This window comes from Catenulispora yoronensis (assembly GCF_039531695.1).
GTDB lineage: Bacteria > Actinomycetota > Actinomycetes > Streptomycetales > Catenulisporaceae > Catenulispora > Catenulispora yoronensis.
Genome location: NZ_BAAAQN010000024.1, coordinates 65,287 through 89,963, shown reverse-complemented (window position 1 = coordinate 89,963; position 24,677 = coordinate 65,287). Strand labels below are relative to the sequence as shown.

At 71.5% G+C, this 24,677-nt stretch carries 21 protein-coding genes; 10 read left to right on the top strand and 11 right to left on the bottom strand.

Annotation, left to right across the window (positions count from 1 at the left end):
* Window positions 1–98: 98 nt before the first annotated feature.
* The 7 genes from ABD481_RS20925 to ABD481_RS20895 all read right to left on the bottom strand — a co-directional run bounded on the left by ABD481_RS20925 (window position 99) and on the right by ABD481_RS20895 (window position 8,556).
* Entirely contained in the window at window positions 99–1,229 is a 1,131-nt protein-coding gene (locus ABD481_RS20925; RefSeq protein ID WP_344667392.1) for a hypothetical protein, read from the bottom strand.
* On the bottom strand, window positions 1,226–1,768 hold the full coding sequence (locus ABD481_RS20920; protein WP_344667391.1) for a SigE family RNA polymerase sigma factor: 543 nt from the start codon (window positions 1,766–1,768) through the stop codon (window positions 1,226–1,228). The genes ABD481_RS20925 and ABD481_RS20920 overlap by 4 nt, the downstream gene beginning before the upstream one ends.
* A 54-nt stretch (window positions 1,769–1,822) precedes the next feature.
* Entirely contained in the window at window positions 1,823–4,885 is a 3,063-nt protein-coding gene (locus ABD481_RS20915) for a hypothetical protein (protein ID WP_344667390.1), read from the bottom strand.
* A gap of 8 nt (window positions 4,886–4,893) precedes the next feature.
* Window positions 4,894–6,801: an HSP90 family protein gene (locus ABD481_RS20910; protein WP_425559242.1), complete on the bottom strand. Its 1,908-nt coding sequence runs from the start codon at window positions 6,799–6,801 to the stop codon at window positions 4,894–4,896.
* Between the two features lie 276 nt (window positions 6,802–7,077).
* Window positions 7,078–7,287 (bottom strand): DUF397 domain-containing protein, encoded by a 210-nt coding sequence (locus tag ABD481_RS20905; RefSeq protein ID WP_344667389.1) that lies wholly within the window; start codon window positions 7,285–7,287, stop codon window positions 7,078–7,080.
* A gap of 102 nt (window positions 7,288–7,389) precedes the next feature.
* Complete coding sequence (locus ABD481_RS20900; protein WP_344667445.1) at window positions 7,390–7,593, bottom strand: DUF397 domain-containing protein; 204 nt, start codon at window positions 7,591–7,593, stop codon at window positions 7,390–7,392.
* Window positions 7,594–7,605: 12 nt separating this feature from the next.
* Entirely contained in the window at window positions 7,606–8,556 is a 951-nt protein-coding gene (locus ABD481_RS20895) for a helix-turn-helix domain-containing protein (RefSeq protein WP_344667388.1), read from the bottom strand.
* 301 nt (window positions 8,557–8,857) lie between these two features.
* On the opposite strand from ABD481_RS20895, the gene ABD481_RS20890 reads away from it, so the two are divergent.
* Window positions 8,858–9,121, top strand: coding sequence for a hypothetical protein (locus tag ABD481_RS20890; protein WP_344667387.1), 264 nt, complete (start codon window positions 8,858–8,860; stop codon window positions 9,119–9,121).
* A 58-nt stretch (window positions 9,122–9,179) separates the two neighbouring features.
* On the top strand, window positions 9,180–9,305 hold the full coding sequence (locus ABD481_RS20885; protein ID WP_344667386.1) for a hypothetical protein: 126 nt from the start codon (window positions 9,180–9,182) through the stop codon (window positions 9,303–9,305).
* A 138-nt stretch (window positions 9,306–9,443) separates the two neighbouring features.
* On the opposite strand, the gene ABD481_RS20880 is transcribed toward ABD481_RS20885, so the two are convergent.
* Window positions 9,444–10,475, bottom strand: a complete 1,032-nt coding sequence (locus ABD481_RS20880; protein WP_344667385.1) for a hypothetical protein — start codon at window positions 10,473–10,475, stop codon at window positions 9,444–9,446.
* A 109-nt stretch (window positions 10,476–10,584) separates the two neighbouring features.
* Window positions 10,585–12,813, bottom strand: coding sequence for a (Fe-S)-binding protein (locus ABD481_RS20875; RefSeq protein WP_344667384.1), 2,229 nt, complete (start codon window positions 12,811–12,813; stop codon window positions 10,585–10,587).
* 126 nt (window positions 12,814–12,939) lie between these two features.
* Between ABD481_RS20875 and ABD481_RS20870 the strand changes: the two genes are divergently transcribed.
* The 3 genes from ABD481_RS20870 to ABD481_RS20860 all read left to right on the top strand — a co-directional run bounded on the left by ABD481_RS20870 (window position 12,940) and on the right by ABD481_RS20860 (window position 15,775).
* On the top strand, window positions 12,940–13,878 hold the full coding sequence (locus ABD481_RS20870; RefSeq protein ID WP_425559240.1) for a MurR/RpiR family transcriptional regulator: 939 nt from the start codon (window positions 12,940–12,942) through the stop codon (window positions 13,876–13,878).
* Window positions 13,879–13,972: 94 nt separating this feature from the next.
* Window positions 13,973–14,473: an ArsR/SmtB family transcription factor gene (locus ABD481_RS20865; RefSeq protein WP_344667382.1), complete on the top strand. Its 501-nt coding sequence runs from the start codon at window positions 13,973–13,975 to the stop codon at window positions 14,471–14,473.
* On the top strand, window positions 14,474–15,775 hold the full coding sequence (locus ABD481_RS20860) for an MFS transporter (protein WP_344667381.1): 1,302 nt from the start codon (window positions 14,474–14,476) through the stop codon (window positions 15,773–15,775). It begins immediately after the preceding gene.
* A 78-nt stretch (window positions 15,776–15,853) separates the two neighbouring features.
* On the opposite strand, the gene ABD481_RS20855 is transcribed toward ABD481_RS20860, so the two are convergent.
* Window positions 15,854–16,276 (bottom strand): hypothetical protein, encoded by a 423-nt coding sequence (locus ABD481_RS20855; protein ID WP_344667380.1) that lies wholly within the window; start codon window positions 16,274–16,276, stop codon window positions 15,854–15,856.
* Between the two features lie 163 nt (window positions 16,277–16,439).
* Here ABD481_RS20855 and ABD481_RS20850 point away from each other — a divergent pair, with 163 nt between their 5' ends.
* Window positions 16,440–16,967 (top strand): sigma-70 family RNA polymerase sigma factor, encoded by a 528-nt coding sequence (locus ABD481_RS20850; protein WP_344667379.1) that lies wholly within the window; start codon window positions 16,440–16,442, stop codon window positions 16,965–16,967.
* 139 nt (window positions 16,968–17,106) lie between these two features.
* Window positions 17,107–18,576 (top strand): hypothetical protein, encoded by a 1,470-nt coding sequence (locus ABD481_RS20845; protein WP_344667378.1) that lies wholly within the window; start codon window positions 17,107–17,109, stop codon window positions 18,574–18,576.
* A gap of 95 nt (window positions 18,577–18,671) precedes the next feature.
* On the opposite strand, the gene hutH is transcribed toward ABD481_RS20845, so the two are convergent.
* On the bottom strand, window positions 18,672–20,225 hold the full coding sequence (gene hutH / locus ABD481_RS20840) for a histidine ammonia-lyase (protein ID WP_344667377.1): 1,554 nt from the start codon (window positions 20,223–20,225) through the stop codon (window positions 18,672–18,674).
* 106 nt (window positions 20,226–20,331) lie between these two features.
* On the opposite strand from hutH, the gene hutU reads away from it, so the two are divergent.
* The 3 genes from hutU to ABD481_RS20825 all read left to right on the top strand — a co-directional run bounded on the left by hutU (window position 20,332) and on the right by ABD481_RS20825 (window position 24,667).
* The gene (gene hutU, locus ABD481_RS20835; protein WP_344667376.1) at window positions 20,332–22,005 is read left to right on the top strand and encodes a urocanate hydratase; all 1,674 of its coding nucleotides are present in this window, start codon (window positions 20,332–20,334) and stop codon (window positions 22,003–22,005) included.
* Between the two features lie 65 nt (window positions 22,006–22,070).
* The gene (locus ABD481_RS20830) at window positions 22,071–23,264 is read left to right on the top strand and encodes an allantoate amidohydrolase (RefSeq protein ID WP_344667444.1); all 1,194 of its coding nucleotides are present in this window, start codon (window positions 22,071–22,073) and stop codon (window positions 23,262–23,264) included.
* Window positions 23,261–24,667 (top strand): formimidoylglutamate deiminase, encoded by a 1,407-nt coding sequence (locus tag ABD481_RS20825; protein ID WP_425559239.1) that lies wholly within the window; start codon window positions 23,261–23,263, stop codon window positions 24,665–24,667. The genes ABD481_RS20830 and ABD481_RS20825 overlap by 4 nt, the downstream gene beginning before the upstream one ends.
* Window positions 24,668–24,677: the final 10 nt, after the last annotated feature.

The following is a 24,677-nucleotide window of genomic DNA, read 5'->3' as shown; positions in this document are numbered from 1 at the left end:
GGTCGCAAGCGGCGACAGGGGCTCTTGCGGCAAGAGTTTACCGCGTCGTGACCATGAATGGCCATTCCGGTTGGCTCATTGTTAGCTGTTCGTGCCGGTCAGGACCCCGAGATCAGCGCTCCCGCCTTCGGCACGACGTAGCCGAGCCGCACTCCCGCGGCGTTGTAGTAGGTCACCATGGTCACGGCCGGGCCCGCCGGGAGCACGCCGCCCACGAAGACGCGGTCGTCGTGGACGACCGGCTCGAACTGCTGCATGGTGCCGTCGCTGAGCGCCACATCGACCCGGACGGTGGTGCCCTCGACGTTCCCGTACAGGACCTGCGCCGAGGAGCCGTCCGCTCCGGTGACCGGGGAGACCAGCACTCCGGCGGGGCTCCACTGCATCTGGTGCGTGCCCGGGCCGTGGATCCCGTACTGCGCCGTCCACGATCCGGGCACGACCTCGACCGACCACATCGTCCCGCCCGAACCGCTCCGGCCGAGCGGGATGACCGGCGGCGTCAAGGACAGCGGCTTGCCGTCCGCCTGGTACCAGGGCACGACGGTGGGGATGTCGGAGCGCAGCGGCCGCGGATCGGCGTGGACGAGCTTCGAGGAGAAGAGGAGGGCCGCGTCGACGCGGACGATCGTCTCGCCGCGCGGCATCTCGAAGTAGTCCCCGGCGATCGCGTTCGGCTCCGCCGTGATCTCCGTGATCCCGGTCAGCGTGACCTGCTCGCCGTCGCTCAGCGTCAGGACCGCGTAGAGGGTGTCCCGCCCGAACTCGGCCGAGACCCCGATGTTCCCGTCCTTCGTGTTCTCCAGCAGCAGCGAGACCGGCGGCAGCAGCAGCCCCACCAGGTCCATGCACCGGGTCGGCGGTCCGTCGCAGCGGCCGGTGCGCACGTAGGACCACGGCTCGCCGTCCACGGCCCCGCTGAAGTGCACGTCGCCGTTCGCGGCGACGGTCGGGGGGTTGACCCGGACGCCCTGCGCGCCGTCGGCCGCCGCGACCGCGACCGACGCCGGGTCGTCCGTCCCGCCGCCGGCGCCGCCCGCTATCCGCACCGCCGCCGGCGCCAGCACGGCCAGGCACGCCGCGAGCACCAGCGCCCCGCCGCCCACCAGCCGCCGGCGCAGCCGGATCGCCCGGCCGCGCCGCAGCACGGCGTCCACCGGGATCCGCGCCGGCTCGAACCGGCCCAGGTCGGCGAACATCTCCTCGCCCGCCGCGTCGTCGTCGATCACCGCACCACGCTCCCATCCCGGAGCTGCGCGCTGCCCCGGAGCTTGGCCAGGGCCCGGGAGGCCTGGCTCTTGACGTTGCCGACCGAGCAGCCGAGGATCGCGGCGGCCTGGGTCTCGGTGAGCCCGTCCCAGTAGCGCAGCACCACCACCGCGCGTTGTTTCGGCGGCAGCTCCATCAGGGCCGCGACCAGGGCCTCGCGCTGGTCGAAGACATCGGTGCCGTCGGCCACGGACGGCTCGACCGGCACCTGGCCCTCGTGCTCGGCCACCCGCTGCTTGCGGAACCGCCGATGGTTCGCGTTGATCAGGATCCTGCGGATATAGGCGTCCAGGTCGTCGGCCCGGCGGACCCGGCCCCAGGACGCGTAGGCCTTGGCCAGCGCGGTCTGGGCGAGGTCCTCGGCATGACCGCGGTCGCCGGTCAGGCCGTAGCCGAACCGGACGAGGTCGCCCCAGCGGCTGGCCATGTACTCGCGGAACTCCGCCTCATAGTCCTCGCCGCGCACCCGTCCCCCTCGTGCCGCTCTCCATACCGCCATGGAGACCCGGCCCGAATCAGATCGTTGCATCATCCGCGCCGCGGATTCTCCGGGTCAGTCGGAGAGCTGCTCCAGGAACGCCGCGCACCGCACCGCCTCCACCCCGGCCCGCTCGCACGCCGCGATCGCCTCGCGCAGCCGCTCCAGCGCCGCGTCCCGGCTCCCGAACCGGTCCAGCAGCCAGGCGACCATCTGCTCGGAGAAGTCGTAGTCCATCCCGCTGTGCGGCAGCAGGGCCTTGAACCCGGCGGCAGCGCGCTCGGCGTACGGCATCGCCTTGTCCGCCAGTTCGGCGTTCAAGTGCAGCCGGGCCAGCTGGTCGTCGGTCTCGGCGATCTCGTACGCGATCACCTGCGCGTCCCGCTCGTACTCCTCGGACTCCCCGGCGGCGTCCAGCACCTGCGCGGCCTCGGCGAACAGCAGCAGCACCGAGTCCAGCACGTCCTCGCGCTCGCTGTCGTGCGCGATGTCGTCAGACTCGCCGAAGGTCACCCAGGCCAGGGCCCTGAGGGTCTTGGCCAGGTTGATCGGGTCCGGCAGCACCCGCATCAGGCCCACGGCGCGCTCGAAGGCCCGGCGCGCCTCGTCGGGCATCCCGGCGGCGCGCAGCGCGTGCCCGGCCGAGGCGGCCAGCATGGCGTGGCCGCCCTGCTGCGGGAAGTGCTCGGCGATCGCGGCGGCCAGCAGGTACTGCTCGGCCGAGCCGCGGTAGTCCTCCAGCCGGCCCAGGCACCGGGCCAGCGCCCAGCGCGCGTTGACCACCGTGGGATCGTCGAGATGGCGCACCAGCTCCGGCAGCGCCGACTCCAGGATGGCGGCCGCGTCGGCGTCCCGGCCCAGCTGCTCGTAGGCGAAGGCCAGGCTGTGCCGGGCGCTGGCGGCCAGATCGGCGACGCCGTGCCGGTCGGCCCAGGCCACGGCTTCCAGCGCGTGCTCGGCGCTGTCCTCGTAGCGGCCCTGCGCGCCGGTGGCGTTGGCCAGCACCTGCCGGGTGTAGCCGGCCGGGAACCGCTGCTCCGGCCAGCGGCCGGCGATCTCCAGCGCGGCCACGCCGGCCTGCTCGGCCTCGGCGTCCCGGTCGGCGGCCAGGAAGGCCTGCGCGAGCAGCATGTTCGGGTGCAGGTTCGCCCAGGGCCGGCCCGCGCGGTCGTAGAGCGCCATGGCCGCGAGCAGCTCGTCGACCGAGCTCTCCGGGTCGCCGCGGCGTTGCATTATCTCGGCGCGCATCGTGTGCGCCGCGGCCGCGCGCGCCGGGATGTCGAACTCCAGGGCGTCGGCGAGCAGGGCGTCCACGGTCACCTCGAAGGCTTCGAGGGCTGATTCGGCCGCCTCGTCGTCGAGGTCGATGCCGGACTCGGTGGCGCGGCGGGCCTCGAAGGCCTGCGCGCGCCGGACGGTGAGGACGTCCTCGGGTTCGGCGCGGCCGGCCGCGTGCAGGTCCCGTGCCACGCTGTACAGCTCGGCGAGCGCCTCGGTCTCGGCGGACGTGCAGGTGTCCTGGCGCAGCGCCTCGGCCAGCAGCAGCCGGGCGCGGACCGCGACCGTCCGCCCGGCGAGGCCGCCTTCCTCGTAGTGCTCGATCGCGGAGCCGAGCAGTTCCACGGCGCGCAGGAGGTCCTCGTTGTCGAGCGCTTCGGCGGCGCGTTCCTCGGCGAGCTGGCCGCGGGTCTCGCAGTCCAGGTCGATGCCGCGCCGGACGGCCAGCATGGCCATGCGTTCCCAGACCATGGTGGCGCCGGGGTGGGCGGACTGGAACATGCGGCGGGCCTCGGCGAGGAGGGCGTCGAAGTCGGTGTCCTCGTCCGGTTCGGTGTCGTCGTGGGGGTCGGCGTTCTGGTCCGGGCCGGCGTCCTGGTCCGGGCCGGCGGGAACCGGCTGGATCGGCGGCGGCTGCTCCGCCTTCGGCTCCGAAGCCGCGCTCTGCGCCGGGATGCGCACGTCCTGCGGCGCCGCGACCGTCAGCGACCGGATCCCGAGCGGCATCCGGTCGAGCAGCGGCGTCTGCGCCAGCACCCGCGCCGTCCGGGTGCCGACCGTGTCGTTGCCGTTGCGGTCGTCGAACCGCTTGGCGACGGCGGCGATCTCGGTCTCCAGATGCGCCAGCAGCTCGGCGGCGGGCCAGTCGCGGGCCTGCGGGCCCGGGACCGGCAGGTCCGGCGCGCCCAGGGCGTTGACGACGCGGCGCAGCAGCAGCGCGGTGTACGCGAGGAACTCCAGGTGCGGCAGCGGCTCGACCGGGGCGTCGAAGACGTCGCGGTTCTCGGCCAGGATCTCCAGGCCGCGGCCCTCGTTGCCGGACAGCGCGCAGAACTCCAGGTGGCGGCCGATGCTCGCGCGCAGCTCGATCCGGCCCTGGACCAGGCGGTAGCCGCGCAGGTAGTGCGAGCGCGCGGTGTCGACGCGGCCCAGGCGCAGCAACGGCTTCAGCGACTCGGCCAGGGTCCCGGCCGGCTCGGACAGGCAGGTGAGCTCGTCGCTGACGGTCGGCGCCCACAGCGCCAGCGCCTCGGCGTCGGCGCCCTGCTCCGCGCGCCAGGCACCGAGCACGTTGTGCTCGCAGGCCGCGCAGTCGCTCATCCGGTCGCGTTCGGCCGCCAGCCAGCGGCCGTGGTGCTCCTCGGCCGCGGCGGTGTCGCCGACGTGGTGCGCGATGTGGAAGCGCTGGGCGTGGACCGCGCGCAGGCCGTAGCCGGCCCGGCGGTAGCGGCGCTCCATCTCGTCGACGAAGCCGTGGACCGTGGCCAGCGGCACCTCCGGGACCAGCAGCAGGTCGGACGTCACCCATTTGAACTTCCAATGGGTGAGGTGCTCGAACCGGCTCCGGGCGGTCAGGGTGCTGTTGTGCCGGTCCCAGAGCCGCAGGATCCGGGAGAACGGGACCGGGGAGCGGAAGCGCTCGCCGCCGACCTGGTAGGCGTCGATGAGCGAGTGCAGGGCGTGGAGCTGGGTCTCCGGATGGGCGAGGCGGTCGGCGGCGTCGGCCAGCGCCTCGGCGCGGACGGTGCGGGCCCGGCCGTGCGGTTCGCGGTCGTTGGCGGCCAGGGCCGCGGCCAGCTCCTCCGGGGTCCAGGTGCCAGGGCTGGGCACGCGACCGGGCTCGCGTCCGGGATCGGCCATGCGCGCGCTCAGTCCTCGTCGCCCGTCTCAGGCCGCGGGCCGCGGCCGACGGCGTGGCCCAGCAGCCCGAGGAAGGCGCGGTTGAGCAGCGCGGACTCGGCGGCCCGGATCGGCCGCTTGGACAGCAGCAGCGCCTGGCCGTAGACGGCCTCGACCCCGGTCGCGGCCAGTTCGGCGTCGTCCAGCTCGATCAGCCCCTGGACCAGGGAGCTGCGATGGTTGAGCACCAGCCGGGCCCGGGGCCCGGCGGTGCGCAGCGCGCCGAGGATGTCCGCCCACAGGTCGTCGGTCTCGGCGGCGGCCCGGTCCTGCTCGTCGGCCCGGGCCCGCTCGTGCCGGGCCTCGCGGCCGTCCAGCAGCAGCGCCGGGATGGTCAGCGGGTGGAAGGCGCGCAGCGCCACGTCGCAGTCCAGCGGGTCCAGCACCCGGCGGGCCACCGCCAGCAGCCGCCCGGCGGCCAGTTCCTCGGCCGGGTCCACGCCGTCCAGGTGGGCCGCGACGGTGTCCGGGTCCAGGTCGGCGACCACCACGCCGGGCAGCGCCCGGGGCAGCTTGCGGACCAGCTCGGCGTCGTAGGTGTAGCCGCCGTTGACCACGCCCAGGCCGGCCGCCGCCGCGATCGGGGCGATCTGCTGGAACTCCTCGTCGCCGGCCGTGAGGTGCACGACCCGGTGCCGGTCGGCGAACTCGGTCAGCGGCACCCGGCCGGCCGTGGTCTCGAACGGCAGCCAGGGCAGGGTCAGCGCGAACAGGTCGTCGTCGTAGCGGGCCAGGGCCTTGACCCCGAGGTAGTGCACGGCCAGCACCCGGTTCAGGCGGGCCGGATCGGTGGCGGCCAGCCCGGCCAGCCAGTCGCGCAGCCGGGCGCCGAGCGCCTCGCGGACGGCGGTGAGCCGGTCGTCCTCGTAGAGCGCCTCGCGGGAGGCGGTGGGGCGCAGCGCGTCGGTGTCGATCACGCAGCGGGCGAAGAAGGCCCAGTCCGGCAGCAGGCCGCGGGCCTGGTCGGAGAGCAGCATGCCCTTGAGGTGCACCCGGTGCCCGCCCCGGTCGGCGGGGCCGGCGGTGGGCAGGATGTAGGCGGCGCCCCGGATCCCGAGCAGCGGGATGTCGAGCTCGACGACGTCCAGCGGCGCGAAGCCGAGGGTGTCCTGGCAGTAGGCGGCCAGCGCCTCGCGGCGCAAGCTCGGCGAGGGGTGGACCCGGTCCCACACCGCGGGCGTGTCGGTGATCCGGTAGGTGTAGCCGGCCTCGTCCTCCAGGACGGTCTCGTAAGGCAGCAGGCTGCCGTAGTCGCGAGCCAGCTCCACCACGCGCGGCGCCTGGAACCAGAACTCCTTGCCGGGCCCGGGGGTCAGGGTGACGGTGGTGCCCGGCTCGGTCGGCGCCTCGGCACCGGAGAGCAGGCGGACCCGGTACCGGCCGTCGGCGGCCCCGCGCCACTCGACGGCGGGCTCCTCGGGATGCACCGCCGACTTGGTGACCACGGTGATCTCGTCGGCCACCACGAAACAGGCCAGCAGCCCGATCCCGAACCGCCCCAGGAAGTCGCCCCGGCCGAGCTCCAGGACCTGCTCGGCGGCGCCGATCCCGTTCGGGTCGCCGTCGGGCCGCTTGGAGCTGCGGCCGATGGTGGCCAGGAACCGGTGCACCTCCGGCTCGGTCAGCCCGATCCCGGTGTCCCGCACCCGCACCCGGGCACCGGTGGCCGAGATCCGCACCGCCGCGGGCGCCTCGGGATCCACCGCACGCCGCGCCGTGACGGCGTCCACAGCGTTCTGCAGCAGCTCCCGGACGAACACCCGAGGGCTCGAATACAGGTGATGCGACAGCAGGTCGACGATCCCGCGCAGATCCACCTGGAAGGCGTGCGCGGGGGACACCCCGCGCGCGGCGGCGGAAGCGGACTCGGAGACCAGCGGTTCATCGGACGACACGGCCTCGATGCTACGGGCCCGCGGCGACACTCGACGCCGGAATGGCCGCAACCGGCACAGAAGGCGCAGGTGGCGCGCCGGAGAAAAGAAGAGGATTGCGTTGCGCGGGCCGCGCGGACGACGTCGGCGGCGCGGACCGCGGGGGCTCGGAGGCGCGGGGATTCGGGTGTGCGAGGGCTCGGATGATCGAGGACTCGGAGGCGCGAGGGCTCGGATGATCGAGGACTCGGACGATCGCAGCCTCAGACGATCGAGGACTCAGACGATCGCGTCGAACTCCCCGTCCTTCACCCCGGACACGAAGGCGGTCCATTCGGCCTTGGTGAAGCGCAGCACCGGCCCCTCGGGGTCGCGGCTGTTGCGGACGCAGATCTCCCCGGCGCGGACGCTGGTCGCCTCGACGCAGGCCCCGTTGCCGGTGGACGCACGAGCCTTCACCCACTCGGCTGTGCTGAGATTGGACTCCATGACGGTTTCCCTCCCGTGGACGTGCCGTACCGGGAGTTATTACTACCCATGAGTACATGTGGGGAATCGCGATGCGACCCCCCACCGGACGGATCGGCCGAATCAGTGCCCGAATTCGTCGAATTCGCCCGCCTTCGCCCCGTCCAGGAACGCGGCGATCTCGGTGCGGGTAAAGGTCAGAACAGCCCCCTGGGGGTCTTTGGAGTCACGCAGAAGAATCACACCGGCCTCCGGGGAGGCCAGCTCCACGCACGCGCCGGTCCCATTGCTCGCGGCGGCCTTGCGCCATTGCAGGCCGTCGGTCATGTTCGCCACTTACTATCCCTCTCCATCTTCCGCGGACCCGGACGGCCGCGCGGTGGTCCAGTGTTCGTAGTTGCCCTTCGCGATCCGCATCAGGAACTTGCGGGTGTCCGACGGACTCAGGGCCTTCTCGGTGAGCTTGGCGAACTTGGCCACGACCATGGCGATCTCCGAGTGCCCGCGGACGAAGAGGTCGATGAAGATCCCCTCCAGGTAGCAGGTGCTGGAGGCCTTGTCGGCGCCCTCGTCGACGTCGAGCAGGTTGATGGTGGCGCCTTCCATCCCCTGGTAGAAGTTCGCCTCGTAGGGGATGATCCGCAGCGTGACATTGGGCAGCCGGCTGGCCTGGATCAGCCGGTCGACCTGCTCCTCGCGGATCGCCCGGTTGCGCTTGTCCATGCCCGCGGGCCGCCACAGCACGTTCTCGTCCACGACGATGACCGCGGTCAGCGTGTCCTCGGCGTCGGCGTCCCAGATCCGGCGCTGGCGCGACATCCGGACCGCGACGTGCCGCTCGACGTCCTCGCCGACCAGGTCGCCGTTCAGCGAGACCACCAGCCGCGCGTAGCGCTCGGTCTGGAGCATCCCGGGGATGAAGGTCGACTCGTAGTTCCACAGGCTCCGGGCCTTGGACTCCAGAGCCACATAGGTCGCGTACTTGGCAGCGATGGTCGAGCTGGAGTTCTGGTCCGCGGCCGCGGCCTCCTTGCTCAGCTTCATCAGCTGTTCGCGCTGTTCCTCCGGGGCGTCGTAGAAGACGCACAGGTCGCGCACGTCCCGGGCCACCGCGCCGCGCTGGCCGTTCTCCATCCGGCTGATCTTCGCCGGCGAGCACTCCAGCTCATTGGCGGCGTCGGCGATGCTCCGGCCGGCCCGGATCCGCAGCGTCCGCAGTTCGTTGCCGAGTTCCCAGCGCAGCACATTGATCCCGGACACCGGCTGGCTGCGCTCACTGTTGGCTGGCACCTGGGGCCTCCTCGCCGTCAGGTCTGCTTCGCATGATCTGTCCGTATGTTCGGCATGAATGTTCTATGTGCATGTTCGCTGGGCATCTACCCAGTGAAATCTCCGGGCGAAAGTGCCAGTGGCAATTGACACACCACCGGATGCGGAGCATCGTACAACTCAGAGAGGGTGCGCGACAGGGTTCTGTGACAAGAGCCACCCGCCCGGAGCAACGACAAGCCGGGCCGACGTAGTGCGGCGTCGACCCGGCATAAGGAAGGCCCCTACCGGAACACTCATCAAAGAGAACGGAAGCAGCCTCGTGGAATCCCATACCCAACCCTTCCCCGACGAATCACAAGGCCTTGAGAACTGCCCGCGCTGCGTGCGCGGCCGGATCGGTGCCGAACGCCTGACCTGCACCCTGTGCTTCGGCGCGGGGATGGTGCAGCCCTGGGTCGCCGACCAGGAGCGGGCGCACCAGGCCAGCTGGGAACGCTACCTGTCCGGGCGGACAGGAACCGACCCCGACGGCTCCGAAGGGCCCGGCGACGGGCCCGCGGGCCTCGGGGCGCGCGCGGCCTAGTCCTCGGACGGGGCGGCGCGGCCCGACGCCAGACACCGAACGGGAGGCGGTCGACGTCATGGAAGTTTTGCTGATCTTCGGAGCCGTGTACGGCGCGTTCCTCGTCGGACGGCTGCTGCAGTACCTGTCGGATGCGAAGAACGTGCTGGGCAAGGGCGGTGACCGGAGCGACCGGCGGCGCTAGGAGCGCACGGCGCTGAATCAGTGCACCAGGATCAGTACACAAAAGGATCAGTACACAAAAGGTGCGCCCCGCGCGGAGGAGGGGGCGCACCTGTTGCTTGCTCCGGGTTCCGTCCCGGGCCGGGCGGCCCGGACCGGGTCAGCTCGCCAAGATCTTCGCGGTGTTCTGCACCACGTTCACCTGGATGTTGTGCTGGGCGTTGGTGTCCTGGTGCACCGGCCCGGTCAGGTCCTGCGTGATGTCGCCGTCGGTGCCGTTGCAGTGGCCGGCCGGGACGCAGGAGATCCGGTAGCCGCCGGCCGGGACGCTCAGCGTCACCTCCGCGGGCTGGCCGGCCGTGACCCGGATGGTCTGGATGGTCTGGATGTCGCCGGTGAGGTGCAGGTCGATCTTGTCGCCGATCGGTGCGAAGACGTCCAGGTTGGCCGCGCTCACATCGGTGGCCTGCACCCGGCCGTTGGCCGTGATGCTCACGTCCGAGGTGGTGGCCAGGTGGTCCACGGTGACGTTGCCGCGCCCGGTGAACAGGCGCACCGCCGCGGCCAGCCCGGTCGCCGAGATGTCGGCCTGGTCGCTGGAGTGGTCCATCATCGCGTCGACCGACATCGAGCGCGGCACCTCGATGTCGTACGCCGAGGAGCAGTCGTTGTTCGGGCAGTGCACGCTGATGATCAGCCAGCCGCCGCTGGAGATGATCTGCCGCTGCACCGGCTCCAGCAGCGTGGCCCGGTCGGTGGCCTTGATGGTGACCCGGTCGCTGTCGGTGCCGTGCACGTTGATCGCGCCGTTGCCGTCGATGGCGATCAGCAGGCGCTGCACGTTCGTGTACGCGTAAGTGTGCTTGCTGGTGCGCGGGTAGTGGTGGATCAGCACATTGCCGATCCCGGCCAGCCCCACCAGCACCAGCAGCGTGACCGCCAGGGTGCGGGTGAACCGCCAGGCCCGCCGGCCGCGCACCCGCCATGGCGACTCCGGCTCGTCCGGCACCGCCGGCCGGGTCCGGGTCCGCAACGGGACGGTCGCCTCGTCGTGGTCGTCCCGGTCGTCGAAGTCGTCGTCGAAATCGTCGTCCGGTTCGACGGTCGGCAACGCCGACGTCGGGTAGCGCGGCTCGTTCTCGCGCGTCGTGCCCAGGTCGTCCCGGTAGCCGTTCGGCTCGTCGAAAGACACTGCCCCACCTCCGCCGCTCCCCTTACCCCGCGGAGGCGAGGCTAGCAGCGTCGAACAGCCACTCGATGGCTGCTCGGCGCTTTTTGTCAGCCCTTTACTGGATGATCAGTCACGCACCCGCCGCCACGGCAGCCGGTCTGACCGAAGTAAGCAGCAATTGCGCCACATCAACCACTTCCATCGACTCAGGCACTTCGCCCGCCTGCTTGCGCGCGGTGATCGAGTCGCCCAGCATCACCAGGCAGTACGGGCACGCCGTGGAGATCACGTCGGGGTTGGTGGACAGTGCCTCGTCGACCCGCTCGACGTTGATCCGCTTGCCGAGCCGCTCCTCCATCCACATGCGCGCGCCACCGGCGCCGCAGCAGAAGCCCTTCTCCTTGCAGCGGTGCATCTCGGTGTTCTTCAGGCCCGGCACCTTGGCGATGATCTCGCGCGGCGGCGTGTAGACCTTGTTGTGGCGACCCAGGTAGCAGGGGTCGTGGTAGGTGATGTTCTGGTCGATCGGGGTGACCGGGGTCAGCTTGCCCTCGGTGACCAGGCGGTCCAGCAGCTGGGTGTGGTGCACCACGTCGTAGTGCCCGCCGAGCTGCGGGTACTCGTTGGCCAGCGAGTTGAAGCAGTGCGGGCAGGTCGCCACGATCTTCTTCTTCTCGACCGGGGTCTCCGCGCCGAAGACCTCGTTGAGCATCTCCACGTTGCCCTGGCCGAGCATCTGGAACAGGAACTCGTTGCCCAGGCGGCGCGCCGGGTCACCGGTGCAGGCCTCCTGGCCGCCGAGCACCGCGAACTTCACCCCGGCGATGTGCAGCAGTTCCGCGAACGCCTTCGTGGTCTTCTTCGCGCGGTCCTCCAGGGCTCCGGCGCAGCCGACCCAGTACAGGTACTCGACCTCGCTGATGTCGTCCAGCGTCTCGCCGAACACCGGCACCTCGAAGTCCAGCTCCGCGATCCACTCGGTGCGCTTCTTGGGCTGCATGCCCCAGGGGTTCTGGGCCTTCTCCAGGTTCTTCAGCATGGTGCCGGCCTCGGACGGGAACGAGGACTCGATCATCACCTGGTAGCGCCGCATGTCGACGATGTGGTCGACGTGCTCGATGTCCACCGGGCACTGCTCGACGCAGGCGCCGCAGGTGGTGCAGGACCACAGGATGTCCGGGTCGATGACGCCGTTGTCCTCGGCGGTCCCGATCAGCGGCCGCTCGGCCTCGGCCCGGACCAGGTCCGGCAGCGAGAGCCACTTCTCCTCGGCCAGCTTCTCGGTGCCCTCCAGGTCCTTGCCGCCGCCGGCGAACAGGTACGGCGCCTTGGCCGCGGCGTGGTCGCGCAGGCCCATCATCAGCAGCTTCGGCGACAGCGGCTTGTCGGTGTTCCAGGCCGGGCACTGGTCCTGGCAGCGGCCGCACTCGGTGCAGGTGGAGAAGTCCAGCAGGCCCTTCCAGGTGAAGTCCTCGACCGCGCCGACGCCGAACCTGGCGTCCTCGGCCGGGTCCTCGAAGTCGATCGGCACGCCGCCGGACACCATCGGGGACAGCGCGCCCAGCGCGGTGCCGCCGTCGGCCTTCTTCTTGAACCAGATGTTCGGGAAGGCCAGGAACCGGTGCCAGGCCACGCTCATCGTGGAGTGCAGGCCGATGGTGATGGCCCAGACCATCGAGATCACGATCTTGAGCATCGCGACCGCGTAGATCCAGTTCTGCAGCGACCCCTCCGACATCCCGTCGAAGGCCTTGATCAGCGGGTAGCTGACCGGGTAGTGGACGCTGTAGGAGGTCTCGCCGGTCAGGGCGCCCTCCAGCCCGCGCAGGGTCAGGATGCAGAAGCCGATGCCGAGGATGACCAGCTCGACGAAGTAGCCCTGCCACATCGTGGAGCCGAAGAACCGCGAGCGCTTGCCCTTCTCCTTGGAGCCGGGCCCGGCGGGCCGGTTCCGCAGGCGGACCGCGATCAGGCCGGCGATCGCGAAGATCATGACCAGCGTGATCAGCTCGACCACGAACTCGAACGGCCACCAGTGCCCGATCAGCGGCAGCGCGAAGTCCGCCTCGAACAGCTGGCCGTAGGCCGTCACCAGGGTGAAGAACAGCAGGCCGAACCCGACCATGACCACCCAGTGCATGGCGCCGATCCAGCGCTTGCCCTTGCGCGCCAGCCGGGTGTGGCCGAGGAACTCCCGGACCAGGTTCCGGGTCCGCTCCAGCGGCTCGCCGGTCCGGGCGCCCGGCGCCGTCGACTGCCCGAGTTTCACGAACTGGTAGATGTAAACGCCGGTCCGCCCCAGCAGACCGAAGCCGATGACCGAGATCACCAGCGAGACGACGATGGCTGCGAGCTGCATAGCCTCGGTCTCCTCCTACACGTGCGTATCGACGGACACATCCCGATCACCGTCCGTACGGAGGGTACGGTAGTCGAGGCCCCAGAATATTCTACTGACGAGTAACTTCCGGCGCGCCACTCAGTGATGTTGGCAGCCTCACAGGGAGGAGGGAAGCTCGTGACGGCCCCGGACGCTGTGACTCCCACTACATCGCCGACCCCCAAACCGGCTCCCGCCCTCCCACCAGCGGACGAACTCCTGGCCCTGTTGGACGGCCGGCGCCTCTCGCCGGCCCAGCGGCGCATAGCGCACTATCTCTTAGAGAATCTGACCGAGGTCGCGTTCCTATCGAGCATGGAGCTCGCCGAGCGCGTGGGCGTGAGTCAGCCGTCGGTGACGCGCTTCGCCGCCGCCCTGGGCTTCTCCGGCTATCCCGAGCTCCGCGCGGCGCTGCGGCCCATAGCGCTCCGGGTCCCGGAAGCGGGACTTCGCGATCGCGGCGCGGGCAACGAACTGCATGCCGCTCTGGAGAGCGACCAGGCCAATCTGGAGGCGCTCCACAAATACGCGGCCGATCCGGACCGATTGGCCCAACTGGGTGGCGACCTCGCCGCCTCGGAGCCGCTGACGGTCCTCGGGCTCCGGATGTCGGGACCGGTCGCGTCGTACTTCGCCTACGGGGCCGCGCGCATCCACCCGGACGTCCGAGTGATCGACACCCCGGGCTCGCAGGCCCACGAGGCGCTGCTCCAGGCGACGTCCGCGGGCGGCACCTGGCTCGTCGCCTTCGTCCTTCCCCGCTACGCCGCCGAGTCCGTCGCCGTCCTGCGCACCGCGCGGGAGCTCGGGATCAGGACGGCGGTCGTGACCGACATCCCGCTGGTGCCGTTCGCCCAGCTGGCCGACGTCCTCCTGCCGGTCGGCGTCGGCTCCCGCTCGGTGTTCGACTCGCACGCGGCGCCGATGGCCTTCGCCGCGCTGCTGCTCCAGGCCCTGGCGGACGCCGCCCCGGAGCGCACGCAGGAGCGGCTGGAGGCGTACGAGGCCCTCGCCGACGCGCGCGGGTTCTACGTCACCAAGTGACATAAACATCCTTATCCGCTTGTTCCCGGACCGCTGTCCGCCCTGACGGTCAAGGACTTTTGACTATCGGTCAAGAGTCCTTGACCATAGAGCCATGACGGATCGTGTCCACATCGAGAGCGACGAGCAGCTCCGGGCCATCGCCAGCCACATGCGCCACCGGATCCTGCGCGTCCTGCGCGACGGCCCGGCGACGATCACCCAGGTCGCCGAGCGCCTCGGCATCGCCAAGGGCAGCTCCAACCACCACATCAAGATCCTCGCCAAGGCCGGGCTGGTGCACGTCGTCGAGACCCGCAAGGTCGGCGGCGCCACCGAGCAGTACTACGCGATGACCGGCAAGACCATCGAGCTGCCCCAGACCGGCACCGGCCACCACGAGGTCCTGATGCGGCACGCCCTGATGGACGTCGAGGCCGCGCCGCCGAGCGACCAGCGGACCGTCGGGCTCAAGCACGCGCGCCTCAGCCCGGCCGCCTGGGACGAGTTCAACGAGCGCGTCCTGGCGCTGCTCCAGGAACTGAACGACCTCTCCGACCCGACCCAGCCGGCCGCCGACCTGTTCGTGGCCTTCTACCGCCCGAAGGATGTCTGAATGACCAGTCGGATGCCCCAGCGCTTCTACCGCATATGGAGCGCGTCAGCGGTCTCCGCCCTCGGCGACGGGATCTACTTCGCCGCCCTCCCGCTCCTGGCCCTGACGCTGACCCACAACCCCATCCTGCTGGGGGCGATGGAAGCCTGCGCGCTGCTGCCCTGGCTGTGCTTCGGCATGATCGGCGGCGCGCTGGTGGACCGCTGGGACCGCCGCCGCACGATGGTCCTGGCCGACCTCTTCCGCTTCGCCCTGCTCGTGGTCGTGACGCTCCTGGTGATGTCCGGATCGGCCGACATCTACCTCCTGTTCGCCGCCGCGTTCCTCCTCGGGACCGGCCAGGTCCTCTTCGACTCGGCCTCCATCGCCTACCTCCCGGAGGTGCTCCAGGACCGCGACCTGGCCCTGCTCCAGCGCGCCAACTCCCGGATGCAGGGCGCCCAGCAGGCTTTCGGCGGCTTCGTGGGGCCGCCGACCGGATCCCTCCTGTTCGGCCTGGGCCGCGCGGTGCCGATCCTGGGCGACGCCCTGACGTTCCTGTTCAGCGCCGTGACCACCTGGACGCTGCCCAAGACGCCCGCGAAGCCCGCCAAGCCGCGCGGCTCGCTGCTCCGCGAAGCCCGTGAGGGCGCGGCCTACCTCTTCAAGAACCGTCTCCTGGTGGGGCTCTCGCTCCGTCCCGCGGTGGGCAACTTCGCCTTCCTGGGCTGCAACGCGGTGCTCGTCCTCTTCGTGAAGGACACCCTGCACCTCGGCACGACCGCTTATGGCATCTACCTCACCGCGAACGCCGTCGGCGCCCTGCTCGGCAGCGCCGTGGCGGCCCGGACGGCGGCGCGCCTCGGCACGGGTACCTCCCTGACGGCCACCGCCGTGCTCGAAGCCCTCGCGCTCCTCGGCATCGGCCTGGCTCCCAACGCCTGGATCGCCGGCGTCGGCGAACTCGCCCTCGGCCTCGGCATGGGCGTCACGATGAGCCTGGCCCCGGCCATCCGCCAGGCCGTGGTCCCGGACGAGCTCATGGGCCGCGTCGGCGCCACCGGCCGCCTGATCGCCCTGTGCGCCGGTCCGCTGGGCGCCCTGTTCGGAGGCTGGCTGGCCAATGTCGCGGGGGTGCGGGCCCCGTTCATCGTCGGTGCCGGGATCCTGGCGACGATGACGGTGATCGTGGGGACCATGACGAACAACCGCACGATCGAGGCGGCGCTGGCGGAGGCGAAGGCGCGGCGCGAGGGGAGCGCGGACGAGAACGGTGCCGAGACCGGCACCGAGGACAGTGCCGGGGCCCTGGCCGTCGCCTGATGAAGGACCCTGACGGATCCTGAAGAACCCTGACAAACGCCAGTAGCCTGACCTCCGGCGGCACGCACGGCGCCGCGCCTAGACGTCGTACCAGCGCGCGGTCTGCCGGGCGATCGCCGCGCACGCTCCGGCCAGCGGTATCTCGAACATCATCGCCAGGAGCAGCGCCACCGCGAAGTCGCTCCCGTTCGACAGCATCACGTCGAACCATGCGTCCATCCCGAACAGCGTCGCGGCCACCGTGGCCGCCGTCCGCGCGCGGTGGTCGTGCCGCACCAGCAGCACGCCCAGCGCCGCCAGCGCCAGCGCCTCCATGGTGTCCAGGCCGATCCACACGGTGGACCAGTGGCTCACCACCGCCTTGCCGTGCAGGGTCTTCGCCAGGAACACCATCCAGGCGACCAGGACGATCGCCGCGCCGACGAAACCGATGGCCATCTTGTGGCGCGCCGCCTGGGACGCCATCAGGCCCCTGGCCCATATCGAGACTCTCAGCCGCATGGATGTCATGATCCATCGCCCGGCGGCGCACCCGCCATGATGTCCGCCCCCGGCCTCCAGTGGTGCCAGCCCTACCCTGAGAAACGCCGGGTTCCGGGTGCAACCGAGCGGGCGGCCCAGACGTGGTCTCCCTGAATCGTCCACCGAAGCAGGGGGAGGTGCCGTGGCGGAAGCTGAGGCGCCAGAAGGCTTTGACACGTTCTACCGCGCGACGGCGCACCGTGTGGTGGGTTACCTCTACGTCGTCCTCGGGGACCTCGCCGACGCCGAGGACGCAGCGCACGAGGCCTACGCCCGGGCCTGGCAGCGCTGGTCGAAGGTGCGGCACTACGAGGACCCGGAGGCCTGGGTCCGGACCGTGGGCTTCCGGGTCGCGGTCAGCGCGTGGCGCAAAACCGTCAACCGGCTGACCGCGCACCACGCCCGGCCGCCGGATCCGGTCCCCGACCTCACACCCGACCGCCTCGCCATCAGCGCGGCCCTGCGCAAGCTGCCCGCCGAACAGCGCCGCGCGCTGGTGCTGTTCCACCTCCAGGAGATGAGCGTCACCGAGATCAGCGCCGAGACGGGGGCGCCGGTCGGGACGGTGAAGGCCCGGTTGTCGCGGGGGCGCAAAGCATTGGCACCGCACGTGTGGGAGTTCGCCGACGACGAACCTCAGGCCCCGAAGGGAGTGGCATTCGATGCCTGACCCGACTTCGAATCAGAGCCCGGACAACGGTCCCGGCGCAGGCTCGCCCTCGGCTTCGCGAGGGAATCAGAACTCGGACTCGCAGCCCGGACCGCTCTCGAACCGGCGGCGGAATCCGGATCCAAGCGCGCTTCCCGACATGGGCGCCCCCCGCGAGACCTTCGCCGAGACCCTCGCCGCCCTCGCCGAGGCCGGCCGGGCCCACATGCGCCCGACACCCTTGGCGGCAATCGCCGACCGCCATCGCAGTCGCCGCCGCCACCGCACCTTCGCGGTCGCCACCCTCGCCGCGGCCACCACCTGCGCGGTCGCCATCGGCGTCGCTCTCGCGGCGAGCCCAGCAGCCCGCAAGGCGCCGACACCTCCGGTCGGCCCGACGCCGACCATCGCTACCAGCCCGGCCACACCATCGTCCTCGCCATCAGCCTCGTCCACGGCGACCACGGCTCCGACGCCGACCACCACCGGGCCCGCGACCTCCTCGAACCCGGCCTCGTCCGCGACCCGCACCGACCCGCCGGCCTCCACCACGCCCGCCAACCCCGCCGGCTCGACCGTCCCCCCGGAGTTTCTCGACCCCGCGCTCCTCCCGCTGTCCGCCGTCCTCCACTGGGTACCGGGTGCTGTCGACCCGCTCCATGTCGAGCAGCCCCTCCCCTCCACCTGCGGCAGGATGCCCGGCACCGAACTCACCCAAGGGGTCTCCCAGCTCGCCTACTCGTCCCCCACCGGGCCCGAACAGACCACCGAGGACATCTACGCCTACGACACCGAGGCCCACGCTGCCGCCAGGTTCAAAGCCATCGTTCCGAACTGCGCCGGCTCGGCCTCGAACGCGCCCCGCACGGCCGACGGCTTCGCCTGGGCCGAGACGACGGCCTACGCCACCGACCACCTCGTCGTCGTCCAGCACCGGAACCGGATCGCCGTCCTCGAATACTTCCAGCGCGCGGGCTGGCACGCCTACGACGCCGGCCACGACGCCGACGTCATGGCCGCGATGATCCACGCCCTCCAGGCCGCCGGCGTTCCGGATTCCGCCTTCCTCACCCCGTCCCAGGTCCCGTTCCCCGACGGCCGGCCCTGGGCGGCCCCCGGCGCGGACCTCGCCGGCAGCGCCATCCCCGTCACCGACGTCTGCGCCAGCGCCTTCGACCCGATCGACACCACGGCCGACGGCCACGCCGCCCCCGACTCCCGGCAGCGCAACTGGGCTCCGGGCAACACGGCCGACGTCTCCCCGGCCGAGGAGAACATCCATGTCTTCGCTTCCACGGGCGACGCGATAGCCGCGTACCAAAAGGCGAAGGCTCTCTACGCGTCCCAGACCTGCCACCACACCGAGGACACGGTCGGCAACGTCACCAGCGTCGTCACACCCGGCGGTGCGATGGGCGCGAACAGCGCTTCTCCGCAGGGCTTCGCCATCGGCCGCACCGATACCTACACGAACTCCGTGACCACCGGAACCTTCAACCAGTTCCGCACCTACGTGGTCCGCAAAGGCGCCACCATCGCCGTCCTCTCAGTCCCGGTCACCATGGACCACGTCACCGATTCCTCCAACGACCAGGCCACTCTCAGCGTCGTCGCGGCGCATCTTCCCTAAGTAAAACCGGCCGCTACATAAACAACGGCGCGCGCCACCGGGGTTCTCACCCAGTGACGCGCGCCGGCCTGCGAGAGGGTCGCCCCTCACTCACCTCATCCCAAAGTCCCCACCGCGGCCTCGACCGCGGCGACCACTCCTCCGCCCTTCAAGGCCTCCTCAGCAGCCCTCAACTCCGGCGACAGGAACCGGTCCGGCCCCGGGCCGCCGACGCCGCCGTCGCGCAGCGCGCGCACGGCCGCCCCGGTCCCCTCGGCCGGCACCAGCGGAGCGCGCAGGTCCAGCGCCCGCGCGGCCGTGACCATCTCCACGGCGATGATCCGCCGCAGGTTGTCCACGGCGGTCCGCAACTTCCGCCCCGCGGACCAGCCCATCGAGACGTGGTCCTCCTGCATCGCCGACGACGGGATCGAGTCCACCGACGCCGGCACCGCCAGCCGCTTGTTCTCGCTCACCAGCGCGGCCTGGGTGTACTGCGCGATCATCAGGCCGCTGTCGACGCCCGGGTCGTCGGCCAGGAACGGCGGCAGGCCGTGCGACCGTGCCACGTCGAGCATCCGGTCGGTCCGCCGCTCGGCGATCGACCCGAGGTCGGCGACGGCGATGGCCAGGAAGTCCAGGACCATCGCGACCGGGGCGCCGTGGAAGTTCCCGTTGGACTCCACGCGGCCCTCCGACAGCAGCACCACCGGGTTGTCGACGATGGCCGCCAGTTCGCGCTCGGCGACGGTCGCGGCGTGCGCCATCGTGTCCCGCACCGCCCCCGCGACCTGCGGGGCGCAGCGCAGCGAGTACGCGTCCTGCACCCGCGTGCACTCGTTGGGCTCGCGGTGCGATTCCATGATCGGCGAGTCGTGCAGCACCTTGATCAGGTTCGCGGCGGACGCGGCCTGCCCGGGGTGCGGCCGGATGGCGTGCAGCTCGGGCCGGAACACCTTGTCGGTGCCCAGCAGCGCCTCCACCGACATGGCGGCCGAGATGTCCGCGGCCTTGACCAGCTCGGTCAGGTCCGCCAGCGCCAGGATCAGCATGCCGAGCATGCCGTCGGTGCCGTTGATCAGCGCCAGCCCCTCCTTGGGCGCCAGCTCCAGCGGCATGATCCCGTGCTGGGCCAGCACCGGCCCGGCGGGCAGGACCGAGACCCCGTCCGGTCCGACCACTTCCCCCTCGCCCATCAGCACCAGCGCGACGTGCGACAGCGGCGCGAGGTCCCCCGAGCAGCCCAGCGAGCCGAACTCCCGGACCGCCGGCACGATCCCGGCGTTGAGCAGCGCGGCCATGGTCTCGGCAACGACCGGCCGGACGCCGGTGTGGCCGGTGGCGAGGGTCTTCAGCCGCATCAGGGTCAGTGCGCGCACCACCTCGGGCTCGACCAGCGGCCCCATGCCGGCGGCATGCGAGCGGATCAGCGAGCGCTGGAGCTGGGCCCGCAGCTCGGGGTCGATATGCCGGGTGGCCAGCGCGCCGAAGCCGGTGGAGATCCCATAGGCCGGGGTCGGGGCGGCGGCCAGGCGGTCGACCAGGGCCCGGCCCTCGGCCAGCACCTTCAGCGCGGCCTGGGACAATTCGACCCGGGCGCCTTCGCGGGCCACGGCGACGATGTCGCCGAAAGTGAGATCCGCCTCACCGATCACGACTGTCTGGCTCATGGACACTGTGCTCCCTTGTGGGGTCGCGACCTTGTGGGGGTACGACTCGGTCTGAATGAATGAGATCATACGGTCGATCGCCCGGATGAATGAGAGGGGACCAGCCATGACCGCGACCAGTGGCCCGCGCCCGGTGCGCGCCGCCCGTGGGACCAGCGTTTCCGCGCGAGGTTGGCAGCAGGAAGCCGCGATGCGGATGCTGATGAACAACCTCGACCCGGAGGTGGCGGAGCACCCCGACGAGCTCGTGGTCTACGGCGGCACCGGCAAGGCGGCGCGGAACTGGTCGTCGTTCGACGCGATGGTGCGCACGCTGCGAACGCTGAAGGACGACGAGACCATGCTGGTGCAGTCCGGCAAGCCGGTCGGCGTCATGCAGACCCACGAGTGGGCGCCGCGCGTGCTGCTGGCGAACTCCAACCTGGTCGGCGACTGGGCGAACTGGGAGGAGTTCCGGCGGCTGGAGGCGCTCGGCCTGACCATGTACGGGCAGATGACCGCCGGCTCCTGGATCTACATCGGGACGCAGGGCATCCTTCAAGGCACGTACGAGACGTTCGCCGCGGTGGCCGCGAAGAAGTTCGGCGACACCCTCGCCGGGACCATCACCCTCACCGCGGGCCTGGGCGGCATGGGCGGCGCGCAGCCGCTGGCCGTGACCATGAACGGCGGCGTGGCGATCTGCGTCGACTGCGACGAGCGCTCGATCGACCGCCGGGTGGAGCACCGCTACCTGGACGTGAAGGCGGACTCGCTGGATCACGCGCTCCAGCTCGCGGTCGCCGCTCGCGACAAGCGTGAGCCGCTCTCGATCGGCGTGCTGGGCAACGCCGCCGTGCTGGTCCCGCAACTGCTGGCGATGGACGCGCCGATCGACATCGTGACCGACCAGACCTCGGCCCACGACCCGCTGGCCTACCTGCCGATCGGCGTGGACTTCCACGACATGAAGCAGTTGGCGAAGGACAAGCCGGCGGAGTTCACGCAGCGCGCGCGGGAGTCGATGGCCAAGCACGTCGAGGCCATGGTCGGCTTCCAGGACAAGGGCGCCGAGGTCTTCGACTACGGCAACTCGATCCGCGGCGAGGCGCAGCTGGCCGGCTACGCCCGCGCCTTCGACTTCCCGGGCTTCGTCCCGGCCTACATCCGGCCGCTGTTCTGCGAGGGCAAGGGCCCGTTCCGCTGGGCGGCGCTGTCCGGCGAGGCGAGCGACATCGCCAAGACCGACCAGGCGATCCTGGACCTGTTCCCGGAGAACGAGTCGCTGGCCCGCTGGATCAAGCTGGCCGGGGAGCGGGTGCGCTTCCAGGGCCTGCCGGCCCGGATCTGCTGGCTCGGCTACGGCGAGCGGCACCTGGCCGGGGAGCGGTTCAACGCCATGGTGGCGGACGGCACGCTGGCCGCGCCGATCGTGATCGGCCGGGACCACCTGGACTGCGGGTCGGTGGCCTCGCCGTACCGGGAGACCGAGGCGATGGCCGACGGCTCCGACGCGATCGCGGACTGGCCGCTGCTGAACGCGATGGTGAACGTGGCCTCCGGCGCCTCGTGGGTGTCGATCCACCACGGCGGCGGCGTCGGCATGGGCCGCTCGATCCACGCCAGCCAGGTGACCGTGGCCGACGGCACGGCGCTGGCCGGGGAGAAGGTCCGCAGGGTCCTGACGAACGATCCGGGGATGGGCGTGATCCGGCACGTGGACGCCGGCTACGACCGGGCCGACGAGATCGCGGAGGAGCGGGGCGTACGGATCCCGATGCGAGAAAGCGGAAGCGCGTAAAAGTGTCCTTGCTCGAAACCATCCACAGGGCTGTGGACGAAGCGGAGGCGAGCGGCTACCACGAGATGTGGCGCTCGCTTCTGCCGCTCGGCCTGAACCCCGACACCGGCGGCTACCGCCGGTTCGCCTGGAACACCGCGGATCTGGCCTGCCGCGAGTGGTTCCGCACCGAGGCCGCGGCGCGCGGCCTGGACATGGAGACCGACCGCAACGGCAACCTGTGGGCGTGGTGGGGGCCGAAGGGCCCCGGCGCGGTCGTCACCGGGTCGCACCTGGACTCGGTGCCGGACGGCGGCGCGTTCGACGGTCCGCTGGGCGTGGTGTCGGCGTTCGCGGCGATCGACGTGCTGCGGGCCCGCGGCTTCACCCCGGCCAAGCCGTTCGCGGTGGCCTGCTTCTCCGACGAGGAGGGCGCGCGGTTCGGCGTCGCCTGCGCCGGCTCGCGGCTGCTCACCGGCGCCCTGGATCCCGGCAAGGCGCGCGCGCTGCGCGACCTGGACGGCGTCACGATGGCCGAGGCCATGGAGCGCGCCGGCCAGGACCCGGACACCCTCGGGCGCGACGACGAGCGGCTGGCGGGCGTCGCCGCCTACGTCGAGCTGCACGTGGAGCAGGGCAAGGCGCTGGCCTTCACCGAGTCGCCGGTGGCGGTGGCCTCGGCGATCTGGCCGCACAGCCGCTGGCGGTTCGACTTCGGCGGCGAGGCCAACCACGCCGGGACCACCCGGTTGGAGGATCGGCGCGACCCGATGCTGACCTACGCGAACACCGTGCTGGCGGCGCGGAAGAAGGCGAAGCTCGGCGGCGCGGTGGCCACGTTCGGGCGGCTGGTGGTGGAACCCAACGGGACGAACGCCATCCCGTCGCGGGTGCGCGCCTGGCTCGACGTCCGGGCCCCGGCCGAGGAGATCCTGGCGGCCGTGACCGAGGAGATCGTCCAGGCCGCCGGCGAACGCGCCGGGCGGGACGGCACCGTGCTGGCCGCCGAGCGCGAGTCGCACACGCCGGTCGTGGAATTCGACCACGTTTTGCGGAACCTTTTGACGGGCACCCTCCGTCAAAGCTTCGGAGCCGTGCCGGTCCTGCCGACCGGCGCGGGGCACGACGCCGGGATCCTGGCGGCGGCCGTTCCGACCGCGATGCTGTACGTCCGCAACCCCAGCGGCGTGTCGCACGCGCCCGGCGAGCACGCGGAGGACCGCGACTGCCTGGCCGGGGTGACCGCACTCGCCGACGTGTTGCAGGAGCTGGCTCAGTGACATTCGAAGAAGGCCGGTCGGACAGCGGGCGGCGCGCGCCGGAGCCCGGGGGCGCGGCGCCGGTGAAGTTCTGGTGCGATCTGGCCTGGATCCACGGCGAGGTCAAGAGCAAGGTGCTGATCGAGACCGCCGCCGGGCGGATCTCGGCGGTGACCTGCGGGGTGCGCAACCCGCCGCAGGAGGCGGTGCACCTGGCCGGGTTCACGATGCCGGGGCTGGCGAACGTGCACTCGCACGCCTTCCACCGGGCGCTGCGCGGCCGCACCCAGGTCGGGCAGGGCACGTTCTGGACCTGGCGGGAGCAGATGTACGCCGCGGCCGCGCACCTGGACCCGGACTCCTACCGGGACCTGGCCACCGCAGTGTTCGCGGAGATGGCGCTGGCCGGCGTCACGGCGGTCGGGGAGTTTCACTACCTGCACCACTCGCCGAAGGGCGGGCTGTATCAGGACCCGAACGCGATGGGCCACGCCCTGGCCGAGGCCGCGGCGGCGGCCGGGATCCGGCTCACGCTGCTGGACACCTGCTATCTGGCCGGCGGCTTCGACACCGAGCTGACCGACGTGCAGCGCCGGTTCTCCGACGGCGACGCGGGCCGCTGGGCGGACCGGGTGGAGGGGCTGCGCAAGGCGTACGCGGGCTCGGAGACGGTGCGGATCGGCGCGGCGGTGCACAGCGTCCGCGCGGTGCCGGTGGACCAGCTGCCGCCGGTGGTGGCCTTCGCCGCCGAGCACGAGCTGCCGCTGCACGTCCACCTGTCCGAGCAGCGCGCCGAGAACGACGCCTGCCTGGCCCGGCACCACAAGACGCCGACCGAGCTGCTGCACGCCCACGGCGCGCTGGGCCCGCGCACCACGGCGGTGCACGCCACGCACCTGTCGCAGATGGACATCGACCTGCTCGGCTCCTCCACGACCGCGGTGTGCATGTGCGCCACCACCGAACGCGACCTGGCCGACGGCATCGGCCCGGCCCGCGCGGTGCACCTGGCGGGCTCCCCGATCAACCTCGGCTCCGACTCCCACGCGGTGATCGACCTGCTGGAGGAGGCCCGCGCGGTGGAACTCGACGAGCGCCTGCGCTCCGAACGCCGCGGCCACTGGCGCGCCGCCGAACTCCTGCACGCCGCCACCGCCGCCGGCCACGCCGCCCTCGGCCGCCCCGAAGCCGGCACCCTGGCCCCGAACGCCCCGGCCGACTTCACGACCATCGCCCTGGACACCGTCCGCCTCGCCGGCGTCCAGCCCGCCCACACCGCCGAATCGGTGGTCTTCGCCGCGACCGCCGCCGACGTCCGGCATGTCGTGGTCAACGGCCGGTTCACGGTGCGCGATCATCGGCATGAGCTGGTCGAGGACGTGCCGGGACGGCTGGCGGCGGCGATCGGGGCGATCTTCAAGTAGCCCGCGACGA

Coding starts and splice junctions, on each gene's coding strand:
- ABD481_RS20920 (WP_344667391.1), bottom strand. CDS start 1,768: ATGGCGGTATGGAGAGCGGCACGAGGGGGACGGGTGCGCGGCGAGGAC.
- ABD481_RS20915 (WP_344667390.1), bottom strand. CDS start 4,885: ATGGCCGATCCCGGACGCGAGCCCGGTCGCGTGCCCAGCCCTGGCACC.
- ABD481_RS20905 (WP_344667389.1), bottom strand. CDS start 7,287: ATGGAGTCCAATCTCAGCACAGCCGAGTGGGTGAAGGCTCGTGCGTCC.
- ABD481_RS20900 (WP_344667445.1), bottom strand. CDS start 7,593: ATGACCGACGGCCTGCAATGGCGCAAGGCCGCCGCGAGCAATGGGACC.
- ABD481_RS20885 (WP_344667386.1), top strand. CDS start 9,180: ATGGAAGTTTTGCTGATCTTCGGAGCCGTGTACGGCGCGTTCCTCGTC.
- ABD481_RS20875 (WP_344667384.1), bottom strand. CDS start 12,813: ATGCAGCTCGCAGCCATCGTCGTCTCGCTGGTGATCTCGGTCATCGGC.
- ABD481_RS20870 (WP_425559240.1), top strand. CDS start 12,940: ATGTTGGCAGCCTCACAGGGAGGAGGGAAGCTCGTGACGGCCCCGGAC.
- ABD481_RS20865 (WP_344667382.1), top strand. CDS start 13,973: ATGACGGATCGTGTCCACATCGAGAGCGACGAGCAGCTCCGGGCCATC.
- ABD481_RS20860 (WP_344667381.1), top strand. CDS start 14,474: ATGACCAGTCGGATGCCCCAGCGCTTCTACCGCATATGGAGCGCGTCA.
- ABD481_RS20855 (WP_344667380.1), bottom strand. CDS start 16,276: ATGCGGCTGAGAGTCTCGATATGGGCCAGGGGCCTGATGGCGTCCCAG.
- ABD481_RS20845 (WP_344667378.1), top strand. CDS start 17,107: ATGGGCGCCCCCCGCGAGACCTTCGCCGAGACCCTCGCCGCCCTCGCC.
- hutH (WP_344667377.1), bottom strand. CDS start 20,225: ATGAGCCAGACAGTCGTGATCGGTGAGGCGGATCTCACTTTCGGCGAC.
- hutU (WP_344667376.1), top strand. CDS start 20,332: ATGACCGCGACCAGTGGCCCGCGCCCGGTGCGCGCCGCCCGTGGGACC.
- ABD481_RS20830 (WP_344667444.1), top strand. CDS start 22,071: ATGTGGCGCTCGCTTCTGCCGCTCGGCCTGAACCCCGACACCGGCGGC.